The sequence below is a fragment of the Pseudarthrobacter sp. alpha12b genome (assembly GCF_054130495.1).
The window spans coordinates 948,575-971,599 of record NZ_CP196746.1 but is presented as its reverse complement, the minus strand read 5'-3'; the positions used below and the strand labels follow the sequence as shown (position 1 = coordinate 971,599).

At 62.1% G+C, this 23,025-nt stretch carries 21 protein-coding genes; 15 read left to right on the top strand and 6 right to left on the bottom strand.

Translation table 11 applies throughout. The annotated features are described in order from the left end of the window. Positions 1-61: 61 nt before the first annotated feature. From ACTAQI_RS04330 to ACTAQI_RS04305, 6 genes are all read left to right on the top strand, one after another. Complete coding sequence (locus ACTAQI_RS04330; RefSeq protein WP_457949786.1) at positions 62-1,432, top strand: NAD-dependent succinate-semialdehyde dehydrogenase; 1,371 nt, start codon at positions 62-64, stop codon at positions 1,430-1,432. Positions 1,433-1,459: 27 nt separating this feature from the next. Continuing rightward, on the top strand, positions 1,460-2,299 hold the full coding sequence (locus tag ACTAQI_RS04325) for a 2,3-butanediol dehydrogenase (RefSeq protein ID WP_457949785.1): 840 nt from the start codon (positions 1,460-1,462) through the stop codon (positions 2,297-2,299). Next, positions 2,233-2,508 (top strand): hypothetical protein, encoded by a 276-nt coding sequence (locus ACTAQI_RS04320; protein WP_457949784.1) that lies wholly within the window; start codon positions 2,233-2,235, stop codon positions 2,506-2,508. The genes ACTAQI_RS04325 and ACTAQI_RS04320 overlap by 67 nt, the downstream gene beginning before the upstream one ends. Positions 2,509-2,659: 151 nt before the next feature. Further along, positions 2,660-3,274 (top strand): cysteine hydrolase family protein, encoded by a 615-nt coding sequence (locus ACTAQI_RS04315; RefSeq protein ID WP_457949783.1) that lies wholly within the window; start codon positions 2,660-2,662, stop codon positions 3,272-3,274. A 372-nt stretch (positions 3,275-3,646) separates the two neighbouring features. Next, positions 3,647-4,858, top strand: a complete 1,212-nt coding sequence (locus ACTAQI_RS04310; RefSeq protein WP_457949782.1) for an MFS transporter — start codon at positions 3,647-3,649, stop codon at positions 4,856-4,858. A 182-nt stretch (positions 4,859-5,040) separates the two neighbouring features. Further along, the gene (locus ACTAQI_RS04305) at positions 5,041-5,700 is read left to right on the top strand and encodes a TetR/AcrR family transcriptional regulator (RefSeq protein ID WP_457949781.1); all 660 of its coding nucleotides are present in this window, start codon (positions 5,041-5,043) and stop codon (positions 5,698-5,700) included. 69 nt (positions 5,701-5,769) lie between these two features. Here the strand turns inward: ACTAQI_RS04305 and ACTAQI_RS04300 are convergent, their stop codons facing one another. After that, on the bottom strand, positions 5,770-6,870 hold the full coding sequence (locus tag ACTAQI_RS04300; protein WP_457949780.1) for an NAD(P)-dependent alcohol dehydrogenase: 1,101 nt from the start codon (positions 6,868-6,870) through the stop codon (positions 5,770-5,772). A 447-nt stretch (positions 6,871-7,317) separates the two neighbouring features. Here ACTAQI_RS04300 and ACTAQI_RS04295 point away from each other — a divergent pair, with 447 nt between their 5' ends. Further along, positions 7,318-7,896 carry a TetR/AcrR family transcriptional regulator gene (locus ACTAQI_RS04295; protein ID WP_457949779.1) on the top strand — a complete coding sequence of 193 codons (579 nt, stop codon included), beginning with the start codon at positions 7,318-7,320 and terminating at the stop codon, positions 7,894-7,896. 119 nt (positions 7,897-8,015) lie between these two features. Here ACTAQI_RS04295 and ACTAQI_RS04290 read toward each other — a convergent pair whose 3' ends face one another. The 3 genes from ACTAQI_RS04290 to ACTAQI_RS04280 are packed head-to-tail and all read right to left on the bottom strand — an operon-like array spanning position 8,016 to position 12,032. Beyond that, the gene (locus ACTAQI_RS04290) at positions 8,016-9,128 is read right to left on the bottom strand and encodes an NAD(P)-dependent alcohol dehydrogenase (RefSeq protein ID WP_457949778.1); all 1,113 of its coding nucleotides are present in this window, start codon (positions 9,126-9,128) and stop codon (positions 8,016-8,018) included. 46 nt (positions 9,129-9,174) lie between these two features. After that, the gene (locus ACTAQI_RS04285; protein ID WP_457949777.1) at positions 9,175-10,626 is read right to left on the bottom strand and encodes an aldehyde dehydrogenase; all 1,452 of its coding nucleotides are present in this window, start codon (positions 10,624-10,626) and stop codon (positions 9,175-9,177) included. 59 nt (positions 10,627-10,685) lie between these two features. Continuing rightward, the gene (locus ACTAQI_RS04280; protein ID WP_457949776.1) at positions 10,686-12,032 is read right to left on the bottom strand and encodes an MFS transporter; all 1,347 of its coding nucleotides are present in this window, start codon (positions 12,030-12,032) and stop codon (positions 10,686-10,688) included. A gap of 250 nt (positions 12,033-12,282) precedes the next feature. On the opposite strand from ACTAQI_RS04280, the gene ACTAQI_RS04275 reads away from it, so the two are divergent. The 8 genes from ACTAQI_RS04275 to ACTAQI_RS04240 all read left to right on the top strand — a co-directional run bounded on the left by ACTAQI_RS04275 (position 12,283) and on the right by ACTAQI_RS04240 (position 21,796). After that, entirely contained in the window at positions 12,283-13,134 is an 852-nt protein-coding gene (locus tag ACTAQI_RS04275; protein WP_457949775.1) for a PaaX family transcriptional regulator, read from the top strand. Between the two features lie 88 nt (positions 13,135-13,222). Further along, the gene (locus tag ACTAQI_RS04270) at positions 13,223-14,797 is read left to right on the top strand and encodes an FAD-dependent monooxygenase (RefSeq protein ID WP_457949774.1); all 1,575 of its coding nucleotides are present in this window, start codon (positions 13,223-13,225) and stop codon (positions 14,795-14,797) included. Next, positions 14,790-16,826, top strand: coding sequence for an acetate--CoA ligase family protein (locus tag ACTAQI_RS04265; protein WP_457949773.1), 2,037 nt, complete (start codon positions 14,790-14,792; stop codon positions 16,824-16,826). The genes ACTAQI_RS04270 and ACTAQI_RS04265 overlap by 8 nt, the downstream gene beginning before the upstream one ends. After that, a complete protein-coding gene (locus ACTAQI_RS04260; RefSeq protein WP_457949772.1) occupies positions 16,823-18,496 on the top strand; it encodes a (2,3-dihydroxybenzoyl)adenylate synthase in 1,674 nt (557 codons plus the stop codon). Before ACTAQI_RS04265 ends, ACTAQI_RS04260 begins: the two co-directional genes overlap by 4 nt. 9 nt (positions 18,497-18,505) lie before the next feature. Continuing rightward, the gene (locus ACTAQI_RS04255) at positions 18,506-19,627 is read left to right on the top strand and encodes a cupin domain-containing protein (RefSeq protein WP_457949771.1); all 1,122 of its coding nucleotides are present in this window, start codon (positions 18,506-18,508) and stop codon (positions 19,625-19,627) included. Further along, positions 19,627-20,451, top strand: coding sequence for a fumarylacetoacetate hydrolase family protein (locus ACTAQI_RS04250; RefSeq protein ID WP_457949770.1), 825 nt, complete (start codon positions 19,627-19,629; stop codon positions 20,449-20,451). The genes ACTAQI_RS04255 and ACTAQI_RS04250 overlap by 1 nt, the downstream gene beginning before the upstream one ends. Continuing rightward, positions 20,451-21,200, top strand: a complete 750-nt coding sequence (locus ACTAQI_RS04245) for a maleylpyruvate isomerase family mycothiol-dependent enzyme (RefSeq protein ID WP_457949769.1) — start codon at positions 20,451-20,453, stop codon at positions 21,198-21,200. Before ACTAQI_RS04250 ends, ACTAQI_RS04245 begins: the two co-directional genes overlap by 1 nt. A 26-nt stretch (positions 21,201-21,226) precedes the next feature. Further along, on the top strand, positions 21,227-21,796 hold the full coding sequence (locus ACTAQI_RS04240) for an adenylate kinase (protein ID WP_457950983.1): 570 nt from the start codon (positions 21,227-21,229) through the stop codon (positions 21,794-21,796). Positions 21,797-21,872: 76 nt separating this feature from the next. Here ACTAQI_RS04240 and ACTAQI_RS04235 read toward each other — a convergent pair whose 3' ends face one another. After that, positions 21,873-22,325, bottom strand: coding sequence for a DoxX family protein (locus ACTAQI_RS04235; RefSeq protein WP_324644932.1), 453 nt, complete (start codon positions 22,323-22,325; stop codon positions 21,873-21,875). A 152-nt stretch (positions 22,326-22,477) separates the two neighbouring features. Continuing rightward, positions 22,478-22,975, bottom strand: a complete 498-nt coding sequence (locus tag ACTAQI_RS04230; RefSeq protein WP_457949768.1) for a MarR family winged helix-turn-helix transcriptional regulator — start codon at positions 22,973-22,975, stop codon at positions 22,478-22,480. Positions 22,976-23,025: the final 50 nt, after the last annotated feature.

Below are 23,025 nucleotides of genomic sequence, written 5' to 3'. Positions count from 1 at the left end.
CCCGGGAAGGACAAGGCCATCCATCCTTCCCGGGCTGCCCCAACATGATGAAAGTCTTTCAATGAAGAAATATGCAACTGTTGATCCCACCAGTGGCAACGTAGTCCAGGAATTTGACACCATGACCGACTCGGAGGTGGCGGCTTCCCTGAAGCGCTCCTACAAGGCCTATCAGTCCTGGCATGCGAAGGACCTCGCCGAACGCTGCGCCCTCCTGCAACGGATAGCGGACCTGCACCGGCAGCACTCCATCGACCTTGCCAAGCTAATGGCGCTGGAGATGGGCAAGCCCATCTCGCAGGCAAGAACCGAAGTCGAATTGTCCGCCGCCATTTTTGAGTACTACGCCACCTCTGGAGAACAACTCCTCGCAGACGAGGAACTCGATATTGCGGGAGCCGGCCGGGCCCTGGTTCGAACAGCGCCCATTGGGCCGCTCCTTGGCGTCATGCCGTGGAACTTCCCTTATTACCAGGCAGCACGGTTCATCGCCCCTAATTTGCTGCTGGGAAACACGATTCTGCTCAAGCATGCGAGCAACTGCCCGCAGCAGGCATTGCGGATCGAGGACATCATCCGTGCCGCCGGTGCGCCTGACGGGGTCTACCAGAACATATTCGCCACGTCGGGACAGGTGGCGGACCTCATCGCCAGTCCGGAACTGCAGGGCGTATCCCTCACCGGTTCCGAAAAGGCAGGCAGCGCCATCGGCGCACTGGCGGGACAGCACCTGAAGAAATGCGTCCTGGAACTCGGAGGGTCAGACCCGTTCCTGGTGCTTCCCTCAGCCGACGTGGAAAAGGCTGCCGCCGCGGCTGCCGCAGGCCGGTTCGGGAATGCCGGCCAGGCGTGCACATCCTCGAAGAGGCTGATCGTCGACTCCGCCAATTGGGATTCATTCCTTGACGCGTTCCTGGCAAACGCAGCGGAATGGCAAATCGGTGACCCCATGAGCGAGGACACCCGTCTTGGTCCGATGTCTTCCGCCCAAGCGAGGGCAGAACTCGCCGAACAGGTCGACGATGCGGTAGCCAAGGGGGCCACCGTCCACCTTGGCGGGTATATCCCCGAAGGCCGCGGTTCCTACTACCCGGCTACCGTCCTGTCCGGCGTCACTCCGGACATGCGCGCGTACCGGGAAGAACTGTTCGGACCAGTAGCCGTAGTCCACCGGGTGAACTCCGTCGATGAAGCGATCACGCTGGCCAACGACTCGCCCTACGGCCTTGGCAGCGCCGTATTCACGAACGACGAGAAGCAGGCCGCCTACGTCACCGACCGCCTGGAAGTGGGCATGGTGGGAATCAACACCACCATCAAGAGTGCTCCCGACTTGCCCTTCGGTGGCGTCAAGAGCTCGGGCATCGGCCGGGAACTGGGCAAGTACGGCCTGAACGAGTTCGCCAACAAGAAGCTTGTCCGCACCATCTAAAACTGGACACACATTCGAGGAGGCGCAATGCGCGCAGCGGTGTACTACGGCAAAAACAAAGTCGAAATTGAAGACGTCCCGGAACCCAGCCCGGGCGAGGGCCAGGTAAAGATCAAAGTCAGCCGCAACGGCATCTGTGGGACGGACCTCCACGAGTATTACGACGGCCCCATCTTCATCCCGCCCAGCGAGCCGCACCCGCTCACAGGCAAATGCCTGCCCCTGACACTGGGCCACGAATTCTCCGGGGTGGTCACGGAAGTCGGCCGGGGTGTCACCAAGATCCGGCAAGGTGACCGCGTTGTCGTGGAGCCCATCTACCGGTGCGGCGAGTGTCGGCCCTGCAGGACGGGCCTTTACAACCTGTGCAACGTGATCGGTTTCCATGGGCTGATGGCAGATGGTGGCATGGCTGAATACACCGTGGTCCCCGTCAACCAAGTCCATAAGCTGCCCGACAGCGTCTCGCTGGAGATGGGGGCACTCGTCGAACCGATGTCCGTTGCCTACCACGCAGCCACCCTGGGAGAAGTCAGCGACCAAAGCAGGGCGCTGATCTACGGAGCCGGCCCCATCGGCATCGGCCTCTGGTTTGCCCTGCGCGGAATGGGACTCACAGAAATTGACGTCGTCGAACCCTCTGAGACCCGCCGCAAGTCCATCGAGGCCCTCGGTGCCCGCACCCTGGACCCAACAAAGGAAGACGTCACGGCCCTCATAGCCGACCGGACCAACGGAGACGGAGTAGACGCCGCCTTTGACGCTGCAGGAGTCGCCCCCGCTGTTCAGTCAGCCCTCGAATGCCTCGGGGAACGCCGCCCCCTCATCAGCGTGGCCATCTACGAAAAGCCGCTGCCAACCCCCTGATCAACCTTGTCCTCAGGGAACGCCGCATCCAAGGCACCATCTGCTACACCAGCGCCGACTACTCCGCCGTCATCGACCTCATGGCAATGGACCACTACAACACCACAGGATGGGTCGAAGACATCCCCCTCACCGGAGTCATCGAAGACGGCTTCGAGCAACTCCGCGCGGGCAGGAAGATGAAACTGCTCGTGGATCCCACGAGCTGAACCCAGCGCCACGCCTTGCGTTGATTACCAAGGCTGGGCCCGCCACTGCGGGCCTAGCTTTTCCTCTGCGCGGGAATAGAATACCTCGAATCGAGGGTTTCAGCTTATGGTGATCCAACCGATCCCCTAGCCATACGAAACAGGAGACTCCATGGCCAACGTTCCCCTTACTGCCGGCAATACAGCGCTACTGCTGGTAGATCTTCAAAATGACAATGCCCATCCGGAGGGCGCTTTCGCCTCCTTCGGGGCAGCCGACCACGCCCGCGAGCAGGGCTTGGTCCCCCACGTGCGGCAGTTGCTCGAGTGGGCGCGAAGCAATTCAATGCCGGTCATCCACAACCGCATTGTGTTCTACCCTGGCGGCAAGTATGGCGGCACCAATGCCCCTATCTTCCAGATGATCGGCCCGGAGTCACTGAAGCTCGGGTCCTGGGGCGCAGATGCCTTGGAAGGTTTGGAGGCGCTTCCGCACGAGCCCGTCTTGATCCGCAACCGAATGAGCAGCTTCAACGGCACCGGCCTGGATGTGCTGCTGCGGAACGCGGGAGTAAATACGGTTGTCGTGGCAGGAGTCTGGACCAACATGGCCGTGGAACACACGGTACGTGACGCGGCGGACCACGGCTATCGAGCGGTCCTCGCGACGGACGCAACATCAAGCATCAACGCAGACTGGCACGGGGCGGCACTGTCCTATGCCTTGACGAACATCGCCGAGTTCCAGACGACCGCGGAGATTACCGGGGCAATGCTCCACGTATAGGGCCTGGCCCCTCAGCAAGTACAGCGGACTTCCGGGCCAGGGGGCAAGACCTCTGGTGCCGGGCTTACGACCGCATTGCCGCGGAACAAGAAGCGTGGCCAACCAAGGGCGGGCCACGCTTCTTCGCGCCTCCAGGAGTTCGTCACAAAAAGTCACCGACTACAGGCTTGTGGCGAAGCGCACAGTACCGTAATAATGAATAGTCACTATTAGCTATTTAGCTACGGCAAACCTTGCACTTCGCCTCCCGGCGCCAAAATCTCGGAGACATAGATGTCCATCGGAAACCACAACGTCCTTGCCCCCCGCACGAGGGGGCAGCGTCCCACCGGCCTAGCATGCGGAGAAAGGCCTACAGAACCCAAAGGACCGTTGTTCATAGCGGCCCTGGCCCTTGCCCAACTGACCCTGTTCATTGCCCTCCTGGGACCCGTCATGGTCTCGATGGCCTTGAAAGTCTCAACGCTTACCGAAGATCCCACGTCGCGGACAAGCATCGTCGGTTCCGTCCTGGGTATAGGTGCCCTCGCGGCCGTCATCGGCAATGCTGTGTTCGGACGACTCTCCGACCGAACGACTTCCCGCTTCGGCCGCCGCCGGCCGTGGTTGATCGGCGGCACCCTTGTCATGGCTGCAGCGCTGCTGGTGATCAGCCAGGCCACCAGCCCCGAGGTACTCATGATCGGCTGGTTCGTCGCACAGCTCGGAGCCAACGCAGCCATCAGTCCGTTTGTAGCCACCTTGGCAGATCAGTTGCCCGAAAAGCAGTATGCCAGTGTTTCTGCCACTATCGGCGTGATGCAGAACGTCGGCATCCTGGCGGCCACGTGGTTCGCGTCCCTCTTCGCGACCGACATGCTGCTGCTCTTCATGGCACCTGCTGCCGTTGGCGTCGTCGGCATGGTGATCTACGCACTCGTCCTGCCAGACCCCGTTCTGGAAACACGCCCGGCAAAATTCACTGCGAAGGAGCTCGTACAGTCCTTTTGGGTCAACCCGATTAAGCACCGCGATTACGGTTTTGCCTGGTGGTCAAGGTTCCTGATCTTCCTGTCCAGCTTCATGTTCACTTCATTCCGCCTTCCCTTCATCGTGGATCGGCTGCACCTTGAAACAGCCCAGGCAGCCGGCGCAGTGTTCATGGGAGTGCTCGTGTATACGGTGGCCCTGGTGCCGGCGAGCTATCTGGCCGGATGGTTGTCCGACCGCACCGGCCACCGAAAGCTCCCGGTCGCCGTGGCTACCGCCCTTTTCGCCGTCGGTACGTATGTCCTCGTCCACGTGGAAAGCGTTGAACAGTTCTACCTCGTCGAGGCTTTGCTGGGTGTCGCCTTCGGAATTTACGCAAGCGTGGATATGGCATTGGTACTGGAAGTCCTCCCTAACGCCAACAGCACCGCAAAGGATCTGGGCGTCTTCAACATGGCCAATGCAGCGCCGCAGTCCCTGGCGCCTTTTGCGGGCGCCTGGCTCCTGACCGTTGGGGCAGCGGCAACACCCAACTATGGCCTGCTGTTGGGTGCTGCTGCAGCAGCAGCGCTCGCTGGAGCTCTCGTCATCCTGCCCATCAAGGGTGTTAGGTAGCACCGCCCTGTACGCCACGGCATCCTTCCGGCCGTAGGCTGTTATGGATTGCACGCGTACCGGACTTTCTTTGAGAGTTTTTCCGGCGCCTCCCGCGCGGCAATCCTCAAGTCCATTCCAGAGACGGTGGCGGTCCGCTGAAGCAGCGGCCCGTCACCGTTGCGGCACATCCAGGAGACATCATGCAGGCTGCCACCGCTGCCCGTCCGCCACGCCGCCCGAGCGGCCGTCCGAAGGGAGCTGATGGCACCATTCGCCGTGAGGAGATCCTCGCGGCGGCCACCCAGTTGTTCTCGGTTGAAGGCTTCAGGGGACTAACAATGAGCGCAATTGCCCGGGGGTGCGGAATGAGTCTCTCCGGCTTGGTGCACTACTTCCCCACCAAGGATCTCCTTTTGCAGGCCACCATGGACCGCCGCGATGAAGTGGACCAGGCCCGCATTGCGCAACCTGGGCAGGCCCACCCTCGGGGATGGGCGTACCTGGAATCCCTCGTCGAACTCGTACGGCTCAACCAGCAACAGCAAGGAATTGTCCGGCTGTTCACCACGGTCGCGGCTGAGGCAGTGGACCCCCAGCATCCAGCAAACGCCTGGCTGCGGAGCCATCATCAAAGCTCGGCCCAGCGAATCCGGCAGGCGCTTGGCGAAGCCGCCGAGGACGGGACCCTGGCTGAGGACGCGCCCGTCGATTCAATTGCCCGCAGCCTCATAGCTGCCATGGATGGGCTGCAGATTCAGTGGTTGTCTGATCCGGTTTACCCGGACATGGCCGAGGACTTTGAGATGTTGGTGTCCACAATTCGCCACCGCTGGGGACTGCGGCACACCCCGGACGCCTAGCTTTGGTAGCAAAGGGAAGTGGGTGACGACGGGATCGAGACCGCCGCCACCCACCCGGCACGATCCGGATCAGAAGATGATGACCGGTTTGATCGTCTTGCCGCTCTTCGAGTCCTCGAAGCCCTGGTTGATGTCCTCAAGCCTGTAGTCGCCCACCAGCTTTTCAAAAGGAAACCGTCCTGCCTTCCACAACTGGATGAGCCGCGGAATGAAGACCTGGGGCACGGAACTGCCCTGAACCACGGTCTTGAAGGTCCAGCCTTTCACCAGCGACGCGCCTACTTCGAAGGCGACTTCAGTACCGGGCTTCGCCGCGCCGACGAGCGCGACTGTTCCGCGGACGCCCAAAGCATCGGCCGCCTGACGAAGCAGTGCAGGAATTCCAGTGGTATCCACAACGTAGTCGACCCCGGCACGGTCTGTAATCTCACGCAGCCGCTCTGCCACGTCCTCCGTCTTGGAGTTGATGACGTGCGTTGCCCCAAGTTCCCGGGCGAGTTCCAAGCGTGAGTCGTGGATGTCCACGGCGACAATGGTGGCACAGTCCGCCACTTGCGCTGCCATGACTGCCGCGCAACCTACTGCCCCCGTGCCGAAGACAACGAGCGAGGATCCGATTTCCGGTTTGAGTTCATTCAGGACGGTGCCGGCACCGGTGTTAATGCCACAGCCAAGCGGGCCGAGATGCTCCAGGGGGATGTCCTTATCAACACAGACAACCGACTCTTCGACGACGTTTGCATAGGTGGCAAAGGATGACTGTCCGAAGAAGTGGGACGAGATGACTTCGTCATCCTTGGTTAGCGACGTAGCACCGTCGGCGCGACGCCCACCGAAGTCCGCGGCCATCAAATTTTCGCAGTAGGCCATCTGGCCATTGCGGCACCGTTTGCAGTGGCCGCAGTACGCAGCCGCCAGGACCACGTGGTCGCCAGGCACCACCGAAAGGACCGAGTCACCGACGGCCTCGACGACCCCCGCACCTTCGTGGCCCAGGACGGCTGGCAGCGGGGTGGGGTAGACGCCGTCTCGGACAAGGGTATCGGTATGGCATATTCCGGTCGCCACCATGCGGACCCGGACTTCATTGTGGCGCAGATCGTCCAGCTCGAGCTGTTCAATCGTGAATGGAGCGCCGTTCTCACGTGCTACAGCAGCAGTTATCTGCACTGCAATCTCCTTGTCATGGTCACGGGGATGGCAAGCATCCCCGGTTGCGGAACCGCTATATGCGTTTCGCACGGCGCTGCACTCTGGTGCGCCTCGCCCTTCCGAGTTGTGTTTGAAGCAGGAGGAGCCGGGGCACCGCGAAGTACACCGCGATGGGGACCACCACCAGGGTTAGAACGAACGCGCGCAGCACAGGGTGCAGTTGCGGAGCCAGCGCCCCCAGGGCGCACATGCCTGCTGCGGCCATCGGAAATATGGCCAGCCACGTTACGACCGCACGGACATGCACGGATGCAATGCCGGTTGCGTGACGGTGATGCATGTCCGTTTCATCGGCGGCAAGAGCCCTGCCCTCGTGTTCCATCCAGTCTCCAAACGTTCGGTTGGACTAACCGTAGGCCTACCCCCATGAAATTGCAAACGGTCAGTTGGAGTTACGATTGACGTATGGCATGGGACACGGACGCAACAAAGGCGAAGCTCCTCGACGCAGCTGTATCCGAGTTTTCCGAACGCGGCTTTTCGGGTGCACGTGTGGACGACATAGCCAAAAGGGCGGGATGCAACAAAGAGCGGATCTATTTCTACTTTGGGAACAAGGCAAAACTCTTTGAGGCCGCACTTACACGGGAGCTCGGTTCAGCACTGGGCGATCTACCCATACATGAGTCTGGACCAGTGGCCGTTGCCGAGTTCGCAGGACGGTACTTCGACTTTGTTACGAGCCATCCATGCCTGGCGCGCCTTGCCGCCTGGGAGGGCCTGGAGCGGGACAAGCCGGTCGGTGCAGAGAAACGGGCCATACATGCGGCCGGCAAGGTAACGGAGATCCGCGCCGCACTTTCCGGCATAAGCGAGTCTTACGCAGAGGATCTCCTGCTCACTATCATCACCTTGTGCCACGCGTGGATGACGAGCCAGAACGTTCATGTCGTCATCACGGGCACGCCTGATCAAACCCGGCGGCGCTCAGCGATCATGCGGACCACAGAACTCCTCGCACGTGACGCCTCGGGCGTGAGCTAGGGATCGCATAAGTCCTGCTGGCTGGCAGGGCTGAACACAGAAGAGGTCGACGGCGGGTGGAAAACCGCCGTCGACCTCTCCTATGCGAGGTGACGAACCTCATGCAGTAGGACTGCTGATCACTGCTGGAACACAATGACCGGTTTGATGACCGTTCCCTTGGCCGAGTCCTCGAAGCCCTGGTTAATCTCCTCAAGGCCGTAGTTGCGCATGAGCTTGTCCATCGGGAAGCGTCCTTCCTTCCACAGTTCGATGAGCTTGGGAATGAACACCTGGGGCACGGAGCTGCCTTGAATGATGGTTTTGAACGTCCAGCCCTTCACGAGTGACAGGCCGATCTCGAAAGTAACCTCGGTTCCCGGCTTCGCTGCCCCGACCAGGGCAAGGGTGCCCCGTAAGGCCAGGGCGTCGGCCGCTTTGCGGAGCAACTCCGGCCGCGCCGTCGTGTCAACCACATAATCGGCGCCACGGCCGTCCGTCAGTCGAAGGATCTCGTCCGTAAGGTCGAGTTCCTTGGTGTTGATCGCGTCCGTCGCACCGAGCTCCTTTGCGAGATCAAGCCGCGAGGTGTGGATGTCCACGGCAATAATGCGGGCGCAGCCTGCTACCCTCCCGGCCATAATGGCGCCGGACCCGACCGCACCAGTACCAATGACAACAAGAGTGCTGTTCAACGCCGGCTTCAACTCGTTGAGGACCGCTCCGGCTCCCGTTTGGATACCGCAACCGAGTGGTGCCACGATCTCCAGCGGGACGTCCGCGCCAATCCGGACGACGCTTTCCTCGACGACATTCGCGTACGTTGCGAAGGACGACTGGCCGAAGAAATGGGAGGAAATGACCTCCCCGTCCTTGCTCAACGCAGTAGTTCCGTCCGCCCGCCGGCCTCCGAAGTCAGCGGCGAAGAGATTTTCGCAGTACGCCATTTGACCAGAACGGCAGCGGTCGCATTTTCCGCAATACGCAGCAGCGAGCAGCACATGGTCTCCCGGCTGAACCGTCGTGACTGAAGCCCCTACTTTTTCGACAATTCCGGCTCCTTCATGCCCAAGAACTGCCGGCAATGGGGTCGGATACACCTGGTCGCGGACAATGGCGTCCGTATGGCACACACCGGTGGCCACCATCTTTACGAGCACTTCACCTGGCCGGAGTTCATCAAGCTCAAGTTCTTCAATCGTGAGCGGCTGCCTGGGCTCGCGTGCCACTGCTGCGGTTACCTGCATGGTCATGACTTCCTTGGATATTGTTCTGATTCGTTGCCAGGGTGATTTGGGCCTAGAAGGGGTACTGCTGATCAGACTGCTCTATGGTGATCCACTTGAGTTCTGTGAATTCGTTGATGACCGCCCGGCCGTCGAACCGGCCGTAGCCGCTGTTTTTCATGCCGCCGTAGGGGGCCTGCGCCTCATTTTGGACGGTGGCACCGTTGACGTGGACGTGGCCGGCCTGGATCCGCATGGCCACCTGCAGAGCCCGGGTGCTGTCGGCCCCAAAGACTGCGGCTGCCAGGCCGTACTCGGTATCGTTGGCCACCTGGACCGCCTCTTCCACGCCGGATACGCGGACTACGGTGGTTATTGGACCGAATGTTTCCTGATCGTAGATCGACATCTCCGGCCGGACCCTGTCCACAATGGTGGCAGGCATGGAGGCACCGTTTGCACGGTCACCGACTACGAGTTCAGCGCCCTTGGCCAGGGCGTCCTCGATGAGCCCGTTGATTCGCGTCCCGGACTCTTCCCGGATCATCGGACCCACAATGCAGGCTTCGTCCGTCAAGGGGTCCCCCGCACCCAACTCCGCTGCACGTGCTGCGAACTTTGCAACGAACTCGTCCGCAACCTTGTCATCGACCACGAAGCGTTCGGTGGACATGCAGATTTGGCCCTGGTAGAGGAAAGATCCAAAGACCGCTGCATTGACCGCGCCATCAATGTCAGCGTCGTCAAGGACTACGAAAGGTGCCTTGCCGCCCAGTTCAAGCAGAACCGGCTTGAGGTGGCGGGCTGCCTTTTCGGCGATGATGCGGCCGACTGATGTCGACCCGGTGAAGTTGATGCGGCGAACTGACGGGTGGGCGATGATGGCCTCAACCACCGCATCCGAGTCTTCTGCGGTGCTGGTGATGAAGTTGAGGACACCAGCGGGGACTCCGGCCTCATGCAGCACCTCGGCGATGATGGCGTGGGTACGTGGGCTCGTTTCCGACGCGCGGAAGACCACCGTGTTGCCGCAGACAATGGGGTAAGCGATGGCCCGGGCGGCAAGCACGCCTGCTCCGTTCCACGGCGCCATGCTGAGCACCACGCCGGCAGGCTGCCGAACGGTCATTGACAGGGTGCCGGGCTTGTCGGTTGGAAGCGTCTCGCCCTGGATCTGGGTAGCAAGGCCGGCTGCCTCCCGGAACAGTTGGGCCGTGAGGAAGACGTTGAAACCGGCCCAGAGCTGGGCTGCACCAACTTCGGACATCATGGTCTCAATGAATTCCGGGCCGCGACGTTCCATTATTTCGGCGGCCTTGAGCATCACTGCCCGCCGCTCGCTGGGGCCCGAGGTGGACCAGGTGGTGAATGCCTTGGCGGCCGATTCCACCGCGTCGAGTGCGTCGTTCACGTCAGCTGCTGCACTCTCCGTCACGAGAGCACCCGTGACAGGGTGACGACGTTCAAACGTCCTGCCTTCGCGGCCGCTCCGGGGCTCATTGTCAATGATGAGTTGCGTCTGCAAGGTGACTCCTTAATAGATGTAATTCGGCACGAGCGGCGGGGCCGCCTGAATGACGGTGGTCAGTGAGGAATGGTGTTGGAAGCGGCAGCCGGAGCGGACGCGTTTTCATCCGCAGTTGCTGAACGGCGCGGCACGGCCAGGATGGCAACGACGCCGATGGCTGCGGCCACTGCCCAGATGGAGAAATTGATGAAGTTGCCCAGGGCGGCCGCCACCAGCACCCCACCACCGGAGATGGCCAGCACGGCGCCGATACGCCCGACGCCCAACGTGATCCCGAGGGCGGTGGCCCGGGTGGCAGCCGAGAAATACGTGGCCACGAAGCCGTTGACGAGGATCTGCGCGCCAACTGAACCGAAGCCCACCACTGCGACCAGGAAGTACATGGCGAACAGGGGCATGATCCCTGTACCCATAAGAACCAATGCAACACCGGAGCAGGCAAAAGAAATCGCGGTGACGTTGCGGGGGCCGAACTTGTCTGCCATCCGGGAGGACACAAGAACGCCCACCACGGCACCGATGTTGACCGTGAGAAGGAAGGTCAAGGACGAAGCCAGTGAGTACTTGGCGATGACCATGAGCTGCGGAAGCCAGGTATTCAAGCCGTATACGAGGGTCTGCCCGCAGATACCGGCCAATGAGAAAAGGATCGTTCCGACGAGGAGCTTACCCGTCAAGAGGGTGCGGAACCTGCCCTTCTCAGGTGCGGCTCCCGCAGCCCGGACTGGCGGCAGTGGCTCAAGGCCATAGTCGGAAATGATTTGCTCGGCCCGCGCCCTGTCACCTTTGGCTGCAAGGTAGGCCGGCGACTCCGGGAGTAGCTTGAAAAGCAGGGGAACAACCACGACCAAGGGGATACCGCCGAGGGCCAGCATGCCCTGGAAGCCCAGTGACGACAGGAAAGCAAGAGAAAGCAGGGCAGCCAGGATGCCGCCCACGGCGTACCCCGAGAACATCAGGGCATTATTGAAGTTGCGGCGGTGGGACTGGGAGAACTCGACTGTCAACGCGATTGCGGTGGGAATGACGCCGCCCAGGCCCAGGCCTGCCAGGAAGCGGAAAACGCCGAACAGTTCCGGGGTCGGAGCCCAGGCGGTCAGCAGCATCAGGAGTGAGAAGGCCGCGATTGAAGCCATCATGACCTTGCGGCGGCCAACGATGTCAGTGAGGTAACCGATGAGAATGGCGCCGATGAACATTCCGGCCAGAGCGTAACTGCCGATTGCTCCCGTCTCGACAGGGGTGAGCCCCCAAGGCTTGTAGGCCAGAAGCTTGGGAACGATGGCGCCGTAGACGACCAGGTCGTAGCCGTCGAAAACGATGGCCAGGAAACAAAGGAAAATGACTACAGCCGCAGATTTGCGCGGGCGAACCGAGGATGGGGCTGGCGATTGAAAAGCCATGAGGACTCCAGGTGAAATACACGACGTTGTGGTGGTTCCAGAGAATGTGGGGGCCAGCTGTGACCTGACCCACAAATAAATGTAACATTAAACCGTTGGGCGTCAAGATGGAGTTGCATAAATCCTGGTAGGCCCACCAACAGGAAGGGTCGGGATCCTGTGCGGCTGATGCGCCACCATCCCTTCCTATACTTGTTGCACATTGGCTCGAGCCGCCCGAACAGCGCGGCGCTTAGATATGGAGGGTTCCGTGCAGTGGAAACCCAGAGCACTGATCCTGGACCTTTTCGGGGATTACCTACGGTATGCAGGGAGTGAGGTAAAGCTTGCTGACATCACGGCGTTACTGGCAGTTTTCGACATCGAGCCTGCGACCGTGCGGGTCAACCTTTCCCGCCTGCGGAAGGAAGGCTGGTTCACCACCCGGCGCGTAGGCAGGGAGACCGTCTATGCACTCACGCCCCACATGCTCGACATCCTCGATGAGGGGCGCGAGCGGATCTTCCGCCGCCGGGATGACAGCTGGAATGGTCGGTGGACGATGGCCATCTACCAGGTTCCTGAGTCAGACCGCTCAGTCCGGGAGCAACTGCGGAAGCAGCTCGCCTGGCATGGCTTCGGTCAGCTTTCACCTTCCACATGGCTCAGCCCTCACGACCTGATGGCCGAGGTCCGGGAAATTGCCGACGAAAACCCCTCCGCGAAAGTCGACGCCCTCTGGTGCGGAACCGGAGATCCCGCCAAAGACCGCGAGCTTGCCGCGCGCTGCTGGGACTTGGACCAGCTCGGAAGGGACTATGGGCAGTTCCTGAGGACCTACGCGTCCCTCAACGACGAGGCTGGCAATACTGCAAAAGACGGCCGCACGGCCCTTATCGACCGGATGCGCATCATCGGAGATTTTCGCCGCTTCCTCTTCCGGGACCCATACCTGCCCGCCGAGCTCCAACCCGAAAACTGGCCAAGTAGTGATGCCTACCGGCTCTTCGGAGCTGCCCACAAGCAATTGGGACCCGCCGCCACCGAATACGTTTCGCGCATACTCGGGCAGTCAGTCGGCCCCGGTCAGGAAGTCACGGAGATGGCAGCTGCTGACATGTAACAAATACTTGACGGTGCGCGTCGATTAGTTACATACTTGTTGCCGAGACCTCTCTCACCGAATTCCCAATCCTTAGAAGGTGGCATCGATGGCACTTCGCGTAGCCTGCATTGGCGGCGGTCCCGGCGGACTGTTCTTCTCAACCCTGTTCAAGCAGACCGTCCCGGACGCCGAGGTCGTACTCTTTGAACGCAATCAGGCCACCGACGCCTTCGGTTTCGGTGTGGTTTTTTCCGATGCCACGCTGAACCGCATTAACGATGCGGACCCTGTGGTTCGGGACGGACTCCGCGACTACGGCACCCACTGGGACGACATCGAAGTCTGGCTCAAAGGTGAACAGAAATCCTTCGGCGGCAACGGCATGGCCGCCATCTACCGCAAGACGCTGCTGAAGCTGATGCAGGAACGCGCCGCCGAAGTTGGTGTTGACATGCGTTTTGGCCAGTACGTTCCCGACCTGCAGAAACTGGCGGACTTCGACCTCATCGTTGGTGCAGATGGCGCCAATTCATCCACTCGCGAACAATTGGGTGAGAGCCTGGGCCACACCACCGAAACAGCAACCGCCAAGTTCATCTGGTTCGGTACCACGTACAAGTTCAAAGGACTTACCTTCGTCCATCGGCAGAGCGAATTTGGCAACTTCGCTGTGCACGGTTACCCAATCAGCGAGGACCTCAGCACTTTCATTGTTGAAACGGACGAAGACACGTGGCGGAAGGCAGGCTTGGACGAATTCGATGCGAGCCAGCCTCCGGGGCCCTCGGACCTGAAGACGCAGCGATTCCTTGAAAAGCTGTTCGCCGAAGACATCGCCGGGGAGCCGCTGGTAGCCAACAACTCCCGGTGGGCCAACTTCCGGACCCGGCGGACGCGGACTTGGCACAAAGACAACGTCGTCCTTCTGGGGGATGCCGTCCACACGGCACACTTCTCCGTGGGCTCCGGCACGAAGATGGCAATGGAAGACGCCATCACCCTGGTCCGCGAAGTGGCCGCCCACCAGGATGACCTTGAGCAGGCCTTCACCAATTACGAGGCAGAACGCCAGCCTCAAGTTGCCAAGATCCAAAACCAGGCCCGCGGTGGCCTCAGCTGGTGGGAACACTTCGCCAGGTACTACAACTCCTTCGACCCCACCCAGTTCACCTTCCATTTCTTCTCCCGCAGCATCGACATCGACAAGATCCGCATGCGGGATCCGGAGCTCGTTGCCTCCGCGGAACAGGACTGGCTGGACAGGCACGGGCATGCGCCCCTTGAAACTCCGCTTCGCGCGGGAACGACGCAGTTTGCCGGCCGCTCGTTGACCCTCTCCACCGAGGGCACGGATATGGCGCTGTCCGGACCGGGCGGAAGCATCGCACTGGCTACTGATCCGGATCAGGCCAACATCAACACTGCCCTGCTGATCACCGCGCCGGAAACGGAATCCGGGCTCAACGCCGCCTTCGCGAAGTTGCCTGCAGAAGCTGCGGCTGTTGTAATCCAGGGCGGCAACGCATTCACCCGGATCCTCCTGTCAGAGGAGGCACGCCTCGGACGCGGCCTGACCAGTATCATCGTTGATGATCGGGGGCCGGTATCCAACCTGACTTTGGTGCTCTCAGGCCGTGCTGACGCCGTTGCTACGGCAAACGTGGGGGCCACCGATGCATAACCTGTCTGCCCTCTTCGCTCCCCGGGGCATCATCGTAGTCGGTGCATCGTCCAGCCCCGAGAAGCTAGGCGCTGTCATGGCGCAATCCCTCTCAAGCTACAGCGCACCCGTTGAGCTGGTGAACAGCAGGGGCGAGAACGGCATGCACACCAGCATCGCCGAGGCTGCTGCGGCGATTCCCGGCGGCCCCGATCTCGCGGTGCTCTGCGTCCCGGCCGGCGTTACGGCCCAGGCATTGCGCGACAGCGCCGCGCATGGCGCCAAAGCTGCCTTGGTGTGCGCAGGCGGTTTTGCTGAAGCAGGCGGTCCGGGTGTCGAATACTCGGTTCAGGTGGAGGACGCCGTTCGTGACACCGGCATCCGGCTGCTCGGCCCGAACACCTCGGGCTTCTTCGTGCCTGGGCGCAACCTGCGGGCCAGCTTCGTTCCAGGTGTTGCTGACCTGGAACCTGGCGCAGTGGCAGTTGTGGCCGCCAGCGGCGGCGTCAATCACGTCCTCGCGTTCCACCTGCAGCGTTCCGGTGCAGGCGTCAGCCTCGCCGTCGGTATCGGGGCGGGAACGGACATCACCGCACCCGACGTACTGGACTACCTCATCAGCGATGAGCAGACGAAGGCGGTTGCCCTTCACTTGGAAACCGTCTCCGATGGGCCTGCCCTCGTAGACGCCGTTTCCCGCCTAACCGCAGTGAAGCCCGTCGTTGCGCTTGTTGTGGGCCGGAACGATGTGTCTGAATTCGCACAGTCGCATACCGGCGCTTTGGCCACATCGTGGCGGACTACACGTTCAGTCCTCAAACAGGCCGGAGCAGTAATTGTCGACGACGAGAACCAGCTGGTCGCCGCCGTCACCGCCCTGGCTGGCAGGCGGCTTGCTCCGGCTGCCGATCCAGGAGTTGGACTCATCACCGGGCAAGCGGGTCCGGGTCTGCTGATTGCAGATGCCCTTCACGGCGCCGGCGTGTCCGTGCCACGGCTTGCCCAGCCGACTCAGGACCTCATCGGCACGCTCTTACCGCCCCTGACCTTCCAGGCCAACCCTGTCGATACGGGCCGGCCCGGGCCTGGCTACGAGAAGATTGTTGCTGCGGTCGCTGCTGACCCCGCAGTCGACGTCGTAGCCCTGTACGGGCTGACCGAACCGGTAGCCGATCTCCCCCTTTCCGTCGTGGAGTCCGGCGCTGCAGGTTCAATGCCGTTTGTAATTGGCGTGGACGGACCTGAAAGCGATCTGGAACGCGCGCGGAAATCAGCCCAGCAGCATGATGTGCCTTTGATCTCCGGACCAACGTCGCTGGCCCACGGCCTCATCGCCTTGGTTAACGATTCACGGGGACAGTTCATCCGGTCTGGAGCCGAAACCAGAAGCTTCACCTGGCCGGATATCCACGGTCCATGGGATGAGAATCGCGCAAAGGACCTGGTCGGCGCGCTTGGCATCAGGACGCCTGCACGGCGGACCTGCGCCAGCCGCGCCGCAGCGCATGAAGCCTTGTTGGAGCTCGGCAGTCCAGTAGCGGTCAAGCTGCTCGACGCCGCAGTCCTGCACAAAACCGAGATTGGCGGCGTGCATCTGGGAGTGAAATCCAGTGAAGACTTGGAGCGGGCATTGGATGCCTTGGAGGCCGCCGGTGCACACGAATTCCTGATTGAATCCATGGCCCCATCCGGGATTGATTTAGTCGCAGGCGTCCGTCGGGATCCTGTCTTCGGTCCAATTGTCGTTCTTGGCCTGGGTGGCACTGCGGCCGAAGTCTACGCCGACGTTGCCATCCGTTCCGCTCCCCTGTCAGATCGTGCAGCGGAAGCTATGCCCAACGAATTGCTGGCTCGTGAGCTCCTCTACGGCTTCCGGTCCGGACCCATGCTGAATATAGCCGAACTCGCTGGCGTGTTGGTCAAGATGGGGGATGCACTTGTATCCAACGACGCAATCGCCGAGATCGAAATCAATCCCCTGCGCCTGACACACGAAGGACTCGTGGCGCTGGATGCCGTAGTGATCAATGTCGAGGAGGACATGAAATGACAAGCCATACCAGTGAGGGAACGACCCCCTGGCCGGCAGACCTTGCGGCCGAATTCCGCGCCAAGGGCTACTGGGAGGACCGCGCCCTGGGAAGCTACATTCTCGAAACGGCCGACCGCTTGCCTGACAAGGTCGCGATCGTCGATGGCGACGTCCGGCTCACCTACGCCGACCTGGCCAACCGGATGGATGCCGGCGCGGAGCGGCTTCTGCAGCTCGGCCTTCGGCCGGATGACCGTGTGATGGTCCAGTTGCCCAACGGCTGGCAATTCGCGTTGCTGACCCTGGCGTGTTTCCGTGCCGGCATCATCCCGGTAATGGCACTGCCGGCACACAGGCAGTACGAGCTCTCCTTCCTGTCGGAGCTTTCCGAATCGCGGGCCATCGCCGTCCCGGACAAGATCAAGGACTTTGACCACCAGGCGTTGGCAGAGGATCTGGTGGCTGCAATTCCATCGCTGGAGACGATCCTCGTTTCTGGTGCTGCCAATCCCATGAATGTCCGGCTTGAGGAAATCCTGGCACCTGGCAAAGATCCACAGGCTGCCCGCGCAAGACTTGATAAAAACGCACCCTCGCCTGATTCTCCTGCGTTGTTCCTGCTTTCAGGTGGCACAACCGGCCTGCCAAAACTGATTACCAGGACCCACAACGACTATGCCTACAACATCAAGGCGACGTCCGTGCCGACAGGCGTCACTGAAGACACCGTCTACCTGGGGACCCTGCCAGCGAGCCATAACTTCCCGCTTGCCTGCCCCGGCATACTTGGGATCCTTTTCGCCGGCGGCCGCGTTGTTATGCTTCCCAGCCCGGAACCGCGGAAGGCTTTCGCCGCGATCGAACGGGAGAAGGTTACGCTTTCAACGGCTGTTCCGGCGGTGGCCCAACGCTGGATCGAGTATCAGGAGGAAACAGGCGGCGCCCAGCTGGCCAGCCTTGAAGTGATTCAGGTCGGCGGTTCCAGGCTCCCGGATGAGATTGCCCGAAAGGTCAAGCCAGTCCTCGGCGCAACGCTGCAGCAGGTTTTCGGGATGGCTGAAGGGCTGATCAACACAACACGATTGGATGATCCGGAAGACGTTATCTGCACTACGCAGGGCCGCCCCGTGTCCGAAGCCGACGAAATCCGAATCGTGGACGAAGCTGGGAATGACCTTCCCGACGGTGTGGCAGGGTCCATCTTGACCCGCGGTCCTTACACGCCAAGGGGCTATTACAAGGCTCCGGAAGCAAATGCCCGTGCCTTCACCCCGGACGGTTGGTATGCGAGCGGGGACATCGTGGAGCGCCGGCCTGACGGAAACCTCATTGTCCAGGGCCGCGACAAGGACATGATTAACCGCGGCGGGGAAAAGATCTCGGCTGAGGAAATCGAAAGCCTCGTTTATCGAATCGAGGACATCACCATGGCGGCGGCGGTCGCGATGCCCGATCCGGTGCTGGGAGAAAAGCTCTGTCTCTACATCACGGTGAAACCGGGCACGGAGGTAACGCTTGAACAGATCCAGCAGATGCTCCGCGAAACTGGCATCGCTGCGTTTAAGATCCCCGAACGCCTGGTGGTCGTAGACGAACTGCCGGCCACAAAGGTCGGCAAGATCAATAAGAAGGAACTCCGCGCGGATATAGCAGAACGGCTTGCCACCGCCAGCGCCAACTCAAAGTAGAGGATTGCCATGACTGAAAACATCACCCATGAATCAGTTGCTGCCAGCCACGCATTGCCGGAGCCAACTCCCGAGGAGGCTGCCCAGCTTGAGCAGCTGTACCGGGACTTCGATAAAGAGAACCTGATTCCGTTGTGGACGGAGATCGGGGACCTGATGCCGATGGTCCCGTCCCCCAAGGCAGTGCCGCATGTGTGGCGGTGGGATGACCTGTACCCGCTGGCCGCCCGGGCCGGGGACCTGGTGCCGGTGGGTCGCGGCGGGGAACGCCGCGCCATCGCCCTGGCCAACCCCGGCCTGGCCGGAACCCCCTACGCCACCCCCACGCTGTGGGCAGCGATCCAGTACCTGGGCGGCCGGGAAACCGCTCCTGAGCACCGGCACTCCCAGAACGCGTTCCGCTTCGTCGTCGAAGGCGAAGGCGTCTGGACCGTGGTGAACGGTGACCCCGTCAGGATGTCCCGCGGCGACTTCCTGCTCACCCCGGGCTGGAACTTCCACGGCCACCACAACGACACCGACGAGCCCATGGCGTGGATCGACGGGCTGGACATCCCGTTCGTGCACTACGCCGACGCCGGGTTCTTCGAATTCGGCACCGAACGCGTCACCGACGAGGCAACCCCGGACATCTCCCGCTCCGAGCGGCTCTGGGCCCACCCCGGCCTGCGCCCCCTCTCCGGCCTGGAGAACACCACCAACTCCCCCATCGCCGCCTACCGCTGGAAGTACACCGACGCCGCCCTGCGCGAACAGCTGCTCCTCGAGGACGAGGGCCACCCCGCCACCGTCTCCCAGGGCCACGCCGCCATCCGATACACCAACCCCACCACCGGCGGGGACGTCATGCCCACCATCCGCGCCGAGTTCCACCGGCTCCGTGCCGGCGCCTGGACCGAGTCCGTCCGCGAGGTGGGGTCCAGCGTGTGGCAGGTCTTCGAGGGCACCGGCACGGTTACCCTCAACGGGGACACCCGGGTCCTGGCCAAGGGCGACCTCTTCGTGGTCCCGTCCTGGGCCGCCTGGTCCCTGCAGGCCGAGACTGAGTTTGATCTGTTCCGGTTCAGCGACGCCCCCATCTTTGAGCGCCTGAACTTCAACCGCACCTATATCGAAGGACGCACCAAGTAATGAAACTCCTCACCCTCCGCACCAGTGACGGAACCAAGGCGGTTCGCCAGGACGGCGATACCCTCACCGAGATCCCGGGCTTCACCGACGTCGGGGCCCTGCTGCAGGACCCCGCCTGGGAAACCACCGCCAAAGAAGCCCACGGCGCAACCCACCCCTTCAAGGGCGCCGACCTCGCCGCCGTCGTGCCCTCCCCCGGCAAGATCATCTGCGTGGGCCACAACTACCGCAACCACATCAAGGAGATGGGCCGCGAGGTCCCGGAGTACCCCACCCTGTTCGCCAAGTACGCCGAATCCCTGATCGGGCCCAACGACGACCTGGCCCTGCCGCAGGAATCGGACACCGTGGACTGGGAAGCCGAACTCGCCGTCGTCATCGGCAAGACCGGCCGCCGCATCCCCGAAGCGCAGGCCGCGGACCACATCGCCGGGTACGCCGTACTGAACGACATCAGCATGCGCGACTACCAGTTCCGCACCATCCAGTGGCTGCAGGGCAAGACCTGGGAGAAGTCCACCCCGTTCGGCCCGGCCCTGGTCACCAAGGACGAATTCACCCCCGGCCCGCTGATGACCTCCGCGGTGGACGGCGAAGTCCAGCAGAGCACCCCCACCTCGGACCTCGTGTTTACCCCGGAGTTCCTGGTCTCCTACATCTCCACCATCATCACCCTGAACCCGGGCGACGTGATCGCCACCGGCACCCCCGGCGGCGTGGGCCACGCCCAGGACCCCAAGCGCTACCTGCAGGAAGGCCAGGTCCTGGTCACCACCATCGAAGGCCTGGGCCAGCTGACCAACCGCGTGGTCAAGGAAGCCTGATGGTCGCCCGCCACGACCAAACCACAGACCCGCGCCTGCAGGAAGACCTCCTGCAGGCGCGGCGTGGCACCGCGTTCTTCGCCCGCAAGCTCAACGAGCTCACCGATCCAGAGCTCGACGGCGGCACCCGCCTTCCGGGGTGGACGCGCCGGCACGTCGTAGCGCACGTGGGCTACAACGCCCGGGCCATCGCGCGGCTGGTCGAATGGGCAGCCACCGGCGTGGAAACACCCATGTACCCCTCCCCCGAGGCCCGCAACCATGAAATCGACTTCGGAGCCACGCTCTCTCCGATCGCGCTGCGGAACCTGTTCGACCACTCCGCCGTGCACCTGAACGTCGAGTGGCGCGACCTGCCCGCCGACTCCTGGCACCACAAGGTCAAGACCGCCCAGGGCCGAACCGTCCCCGCCGAAGAAACCGTCTGGATGCGCACCCGCGAAGTTTGGATGCACGCCGTGGACCTGGACAACGGAGCCAGCTTCAGTGACATTCCCGCACCGGTCCTGGAACGCCTGCTCAAGGACATCACCGGCGCCTGGCACACCCGCGGCACCGACACCGGACTCCTCGTCAAGGTGGACGGTACGGACCTGGCGTTTGGCGATGCGGGCACCGCTGACCCAACGATCATCACCGGGCCGCTGCCCGCCGTCGTCGAATGGGCCGCCGGACGCGGCAACAGCGGCGTCACCGCCACCGGCCCGGGCACCACCGAAGGCACCCCCGCAGCACCGAAATGGATCTAGGGCGAGGGGCTTTTGCGATGACGAGAATGCTGATTATTGGACCTCCCGGTTCAGGAAAAGGAACGCAGGCGGAGCGGATTTCAGAGCGCCTCGGCGTTGTGGCCATCTCCACCGGCGACATCTTCCGTGCCAACGTGAAGAGTGGCACCCCGCTGGGCGTCAAGGCAAAGAATTTCATGGACAGCGGCGACTTCGTCCCGGACAGCGTAACCAACATGATGGTCCGCGGCCGCCTGGGCGAACCCGACGTCGAAAATGGCTTCCTGCTGGACGGCTACCCGCGCACCACCGCGCAGGTGGACTACCTGGACGAGATCCTCGCTGACGCTGACGAGAAGCTCGACGTAGTCCTGCAGCTCACCGCCGACGACAAAGAGCTGGTGCACCGCCTCCTGGGCCGGGCCAAGGAAACCGGCCGGAGCGACGACAACGAAACCGTCATCCGCCACCGCCTGGACCTATACCACGAACAGACCGAACCCGTGGTGGCAAAGTACGCCCAGCGCGGCATCCTCGCCCAAGTCGACGGCGTCGGCGGCATCGATGAGGTCACGGATCGCGTCATGCCGGCCATCAAGGCAGTACAGGCCATCTAGCCTTTAAGCGAAATGGCGCCGGCATCCGCTTATGCGGGTGCCGGCGCCATTCGTCGTTTATGAGTTTGGCTGCCGCTTAGGCCAGGGCTGCCAGGGTACGGTTACCGTTACGGCCAAAGAGCAAAGCGTCGACGGAGAAACGGCCTGCCCCGACGATGGCGAGGGCTGCGGCGCCGGCCGCCAGGACGAGTACGAGTTCGTAACCACCTTTGTCAGCGAAGATTCCGGCCGGGGCGTGCACCAGGAAGAGGGCGCCAAGCATGTCCAGTGCCAGGAGGATGGCCACGGGACGAACCAGCACGCCGACAATGATGGCGGCGCCCCCAAGGAGTTCCAGGAAGCCGATCGCCGGAGCAACCAGCTGCGCGGCCGGTACCCCCATCTGTGCGAACGCTGCCTGGGTGCCGGGGATGGTGTAGTCGAAGATCTTCTGCCAGCCATGGGCGAAGAAGATAACACCCACTACGAGGCGCAGGACTGTGCGGGCGATGTTGGACTGGGTGGCAGCGGGCTGAATCGGAGAAGTCATGGTGCGGTCCTCTTTTCTCGCCTTCTGAAGCCTGCAGTAGCGGTCTTCAAAAGGAATAAGTTGATGTTTCAAGTAATAGCCTATGGCACATTACTTGTCGCGTCAACTATTTTCACGGGCCCACTTTGGCGCCGCCCCTCCTATAGCCAAACTCACTCAGGTCCGTCATGCCGGCGGTACAGAGGGGCCATCGCCGCGTCAGGGTCGAGCTTCCCCAATAGGGCATCGGCAATCCCCCGCAACTGACCGAGCTGCTCCGGCGTGAGCGGGTCGATAACGTTCCGCCGCACGTTTTCCACATGGCCGGGCGCGGTTTCGACAATCTTGCGCTGCCCCCCGTCGGTGAGGCGGGCGTTGGTTGCACGTCGATCTTCGGGGCACGGAATGCGCTCCACCAGGCCGCGTGCTTCAAGACGCTTTACGACGTGGGACAGGCGCGCCAGCGTGGCGCTCGTCTGCGCTGCCAGATCCGTCATCCTCAGCGTCCGACGGGGAGCTTCCGAAAGCATGGCGAGCACGTAGTACTCAAAGTTCGTCAGGTCCGCGTCGCGGCGGAGCTGGGAGTCGAGCGCGTTCGGCAGCAGTTCGACCACCGTATACAGCCGTACCCAGGCAGCCAATTCTTCCCTTGTAAGCCATTGTGTCTCCATGCTTTCATTCTTCCCCAGATTGGTTGTTGCAACAACTAACCTCGGGCCCT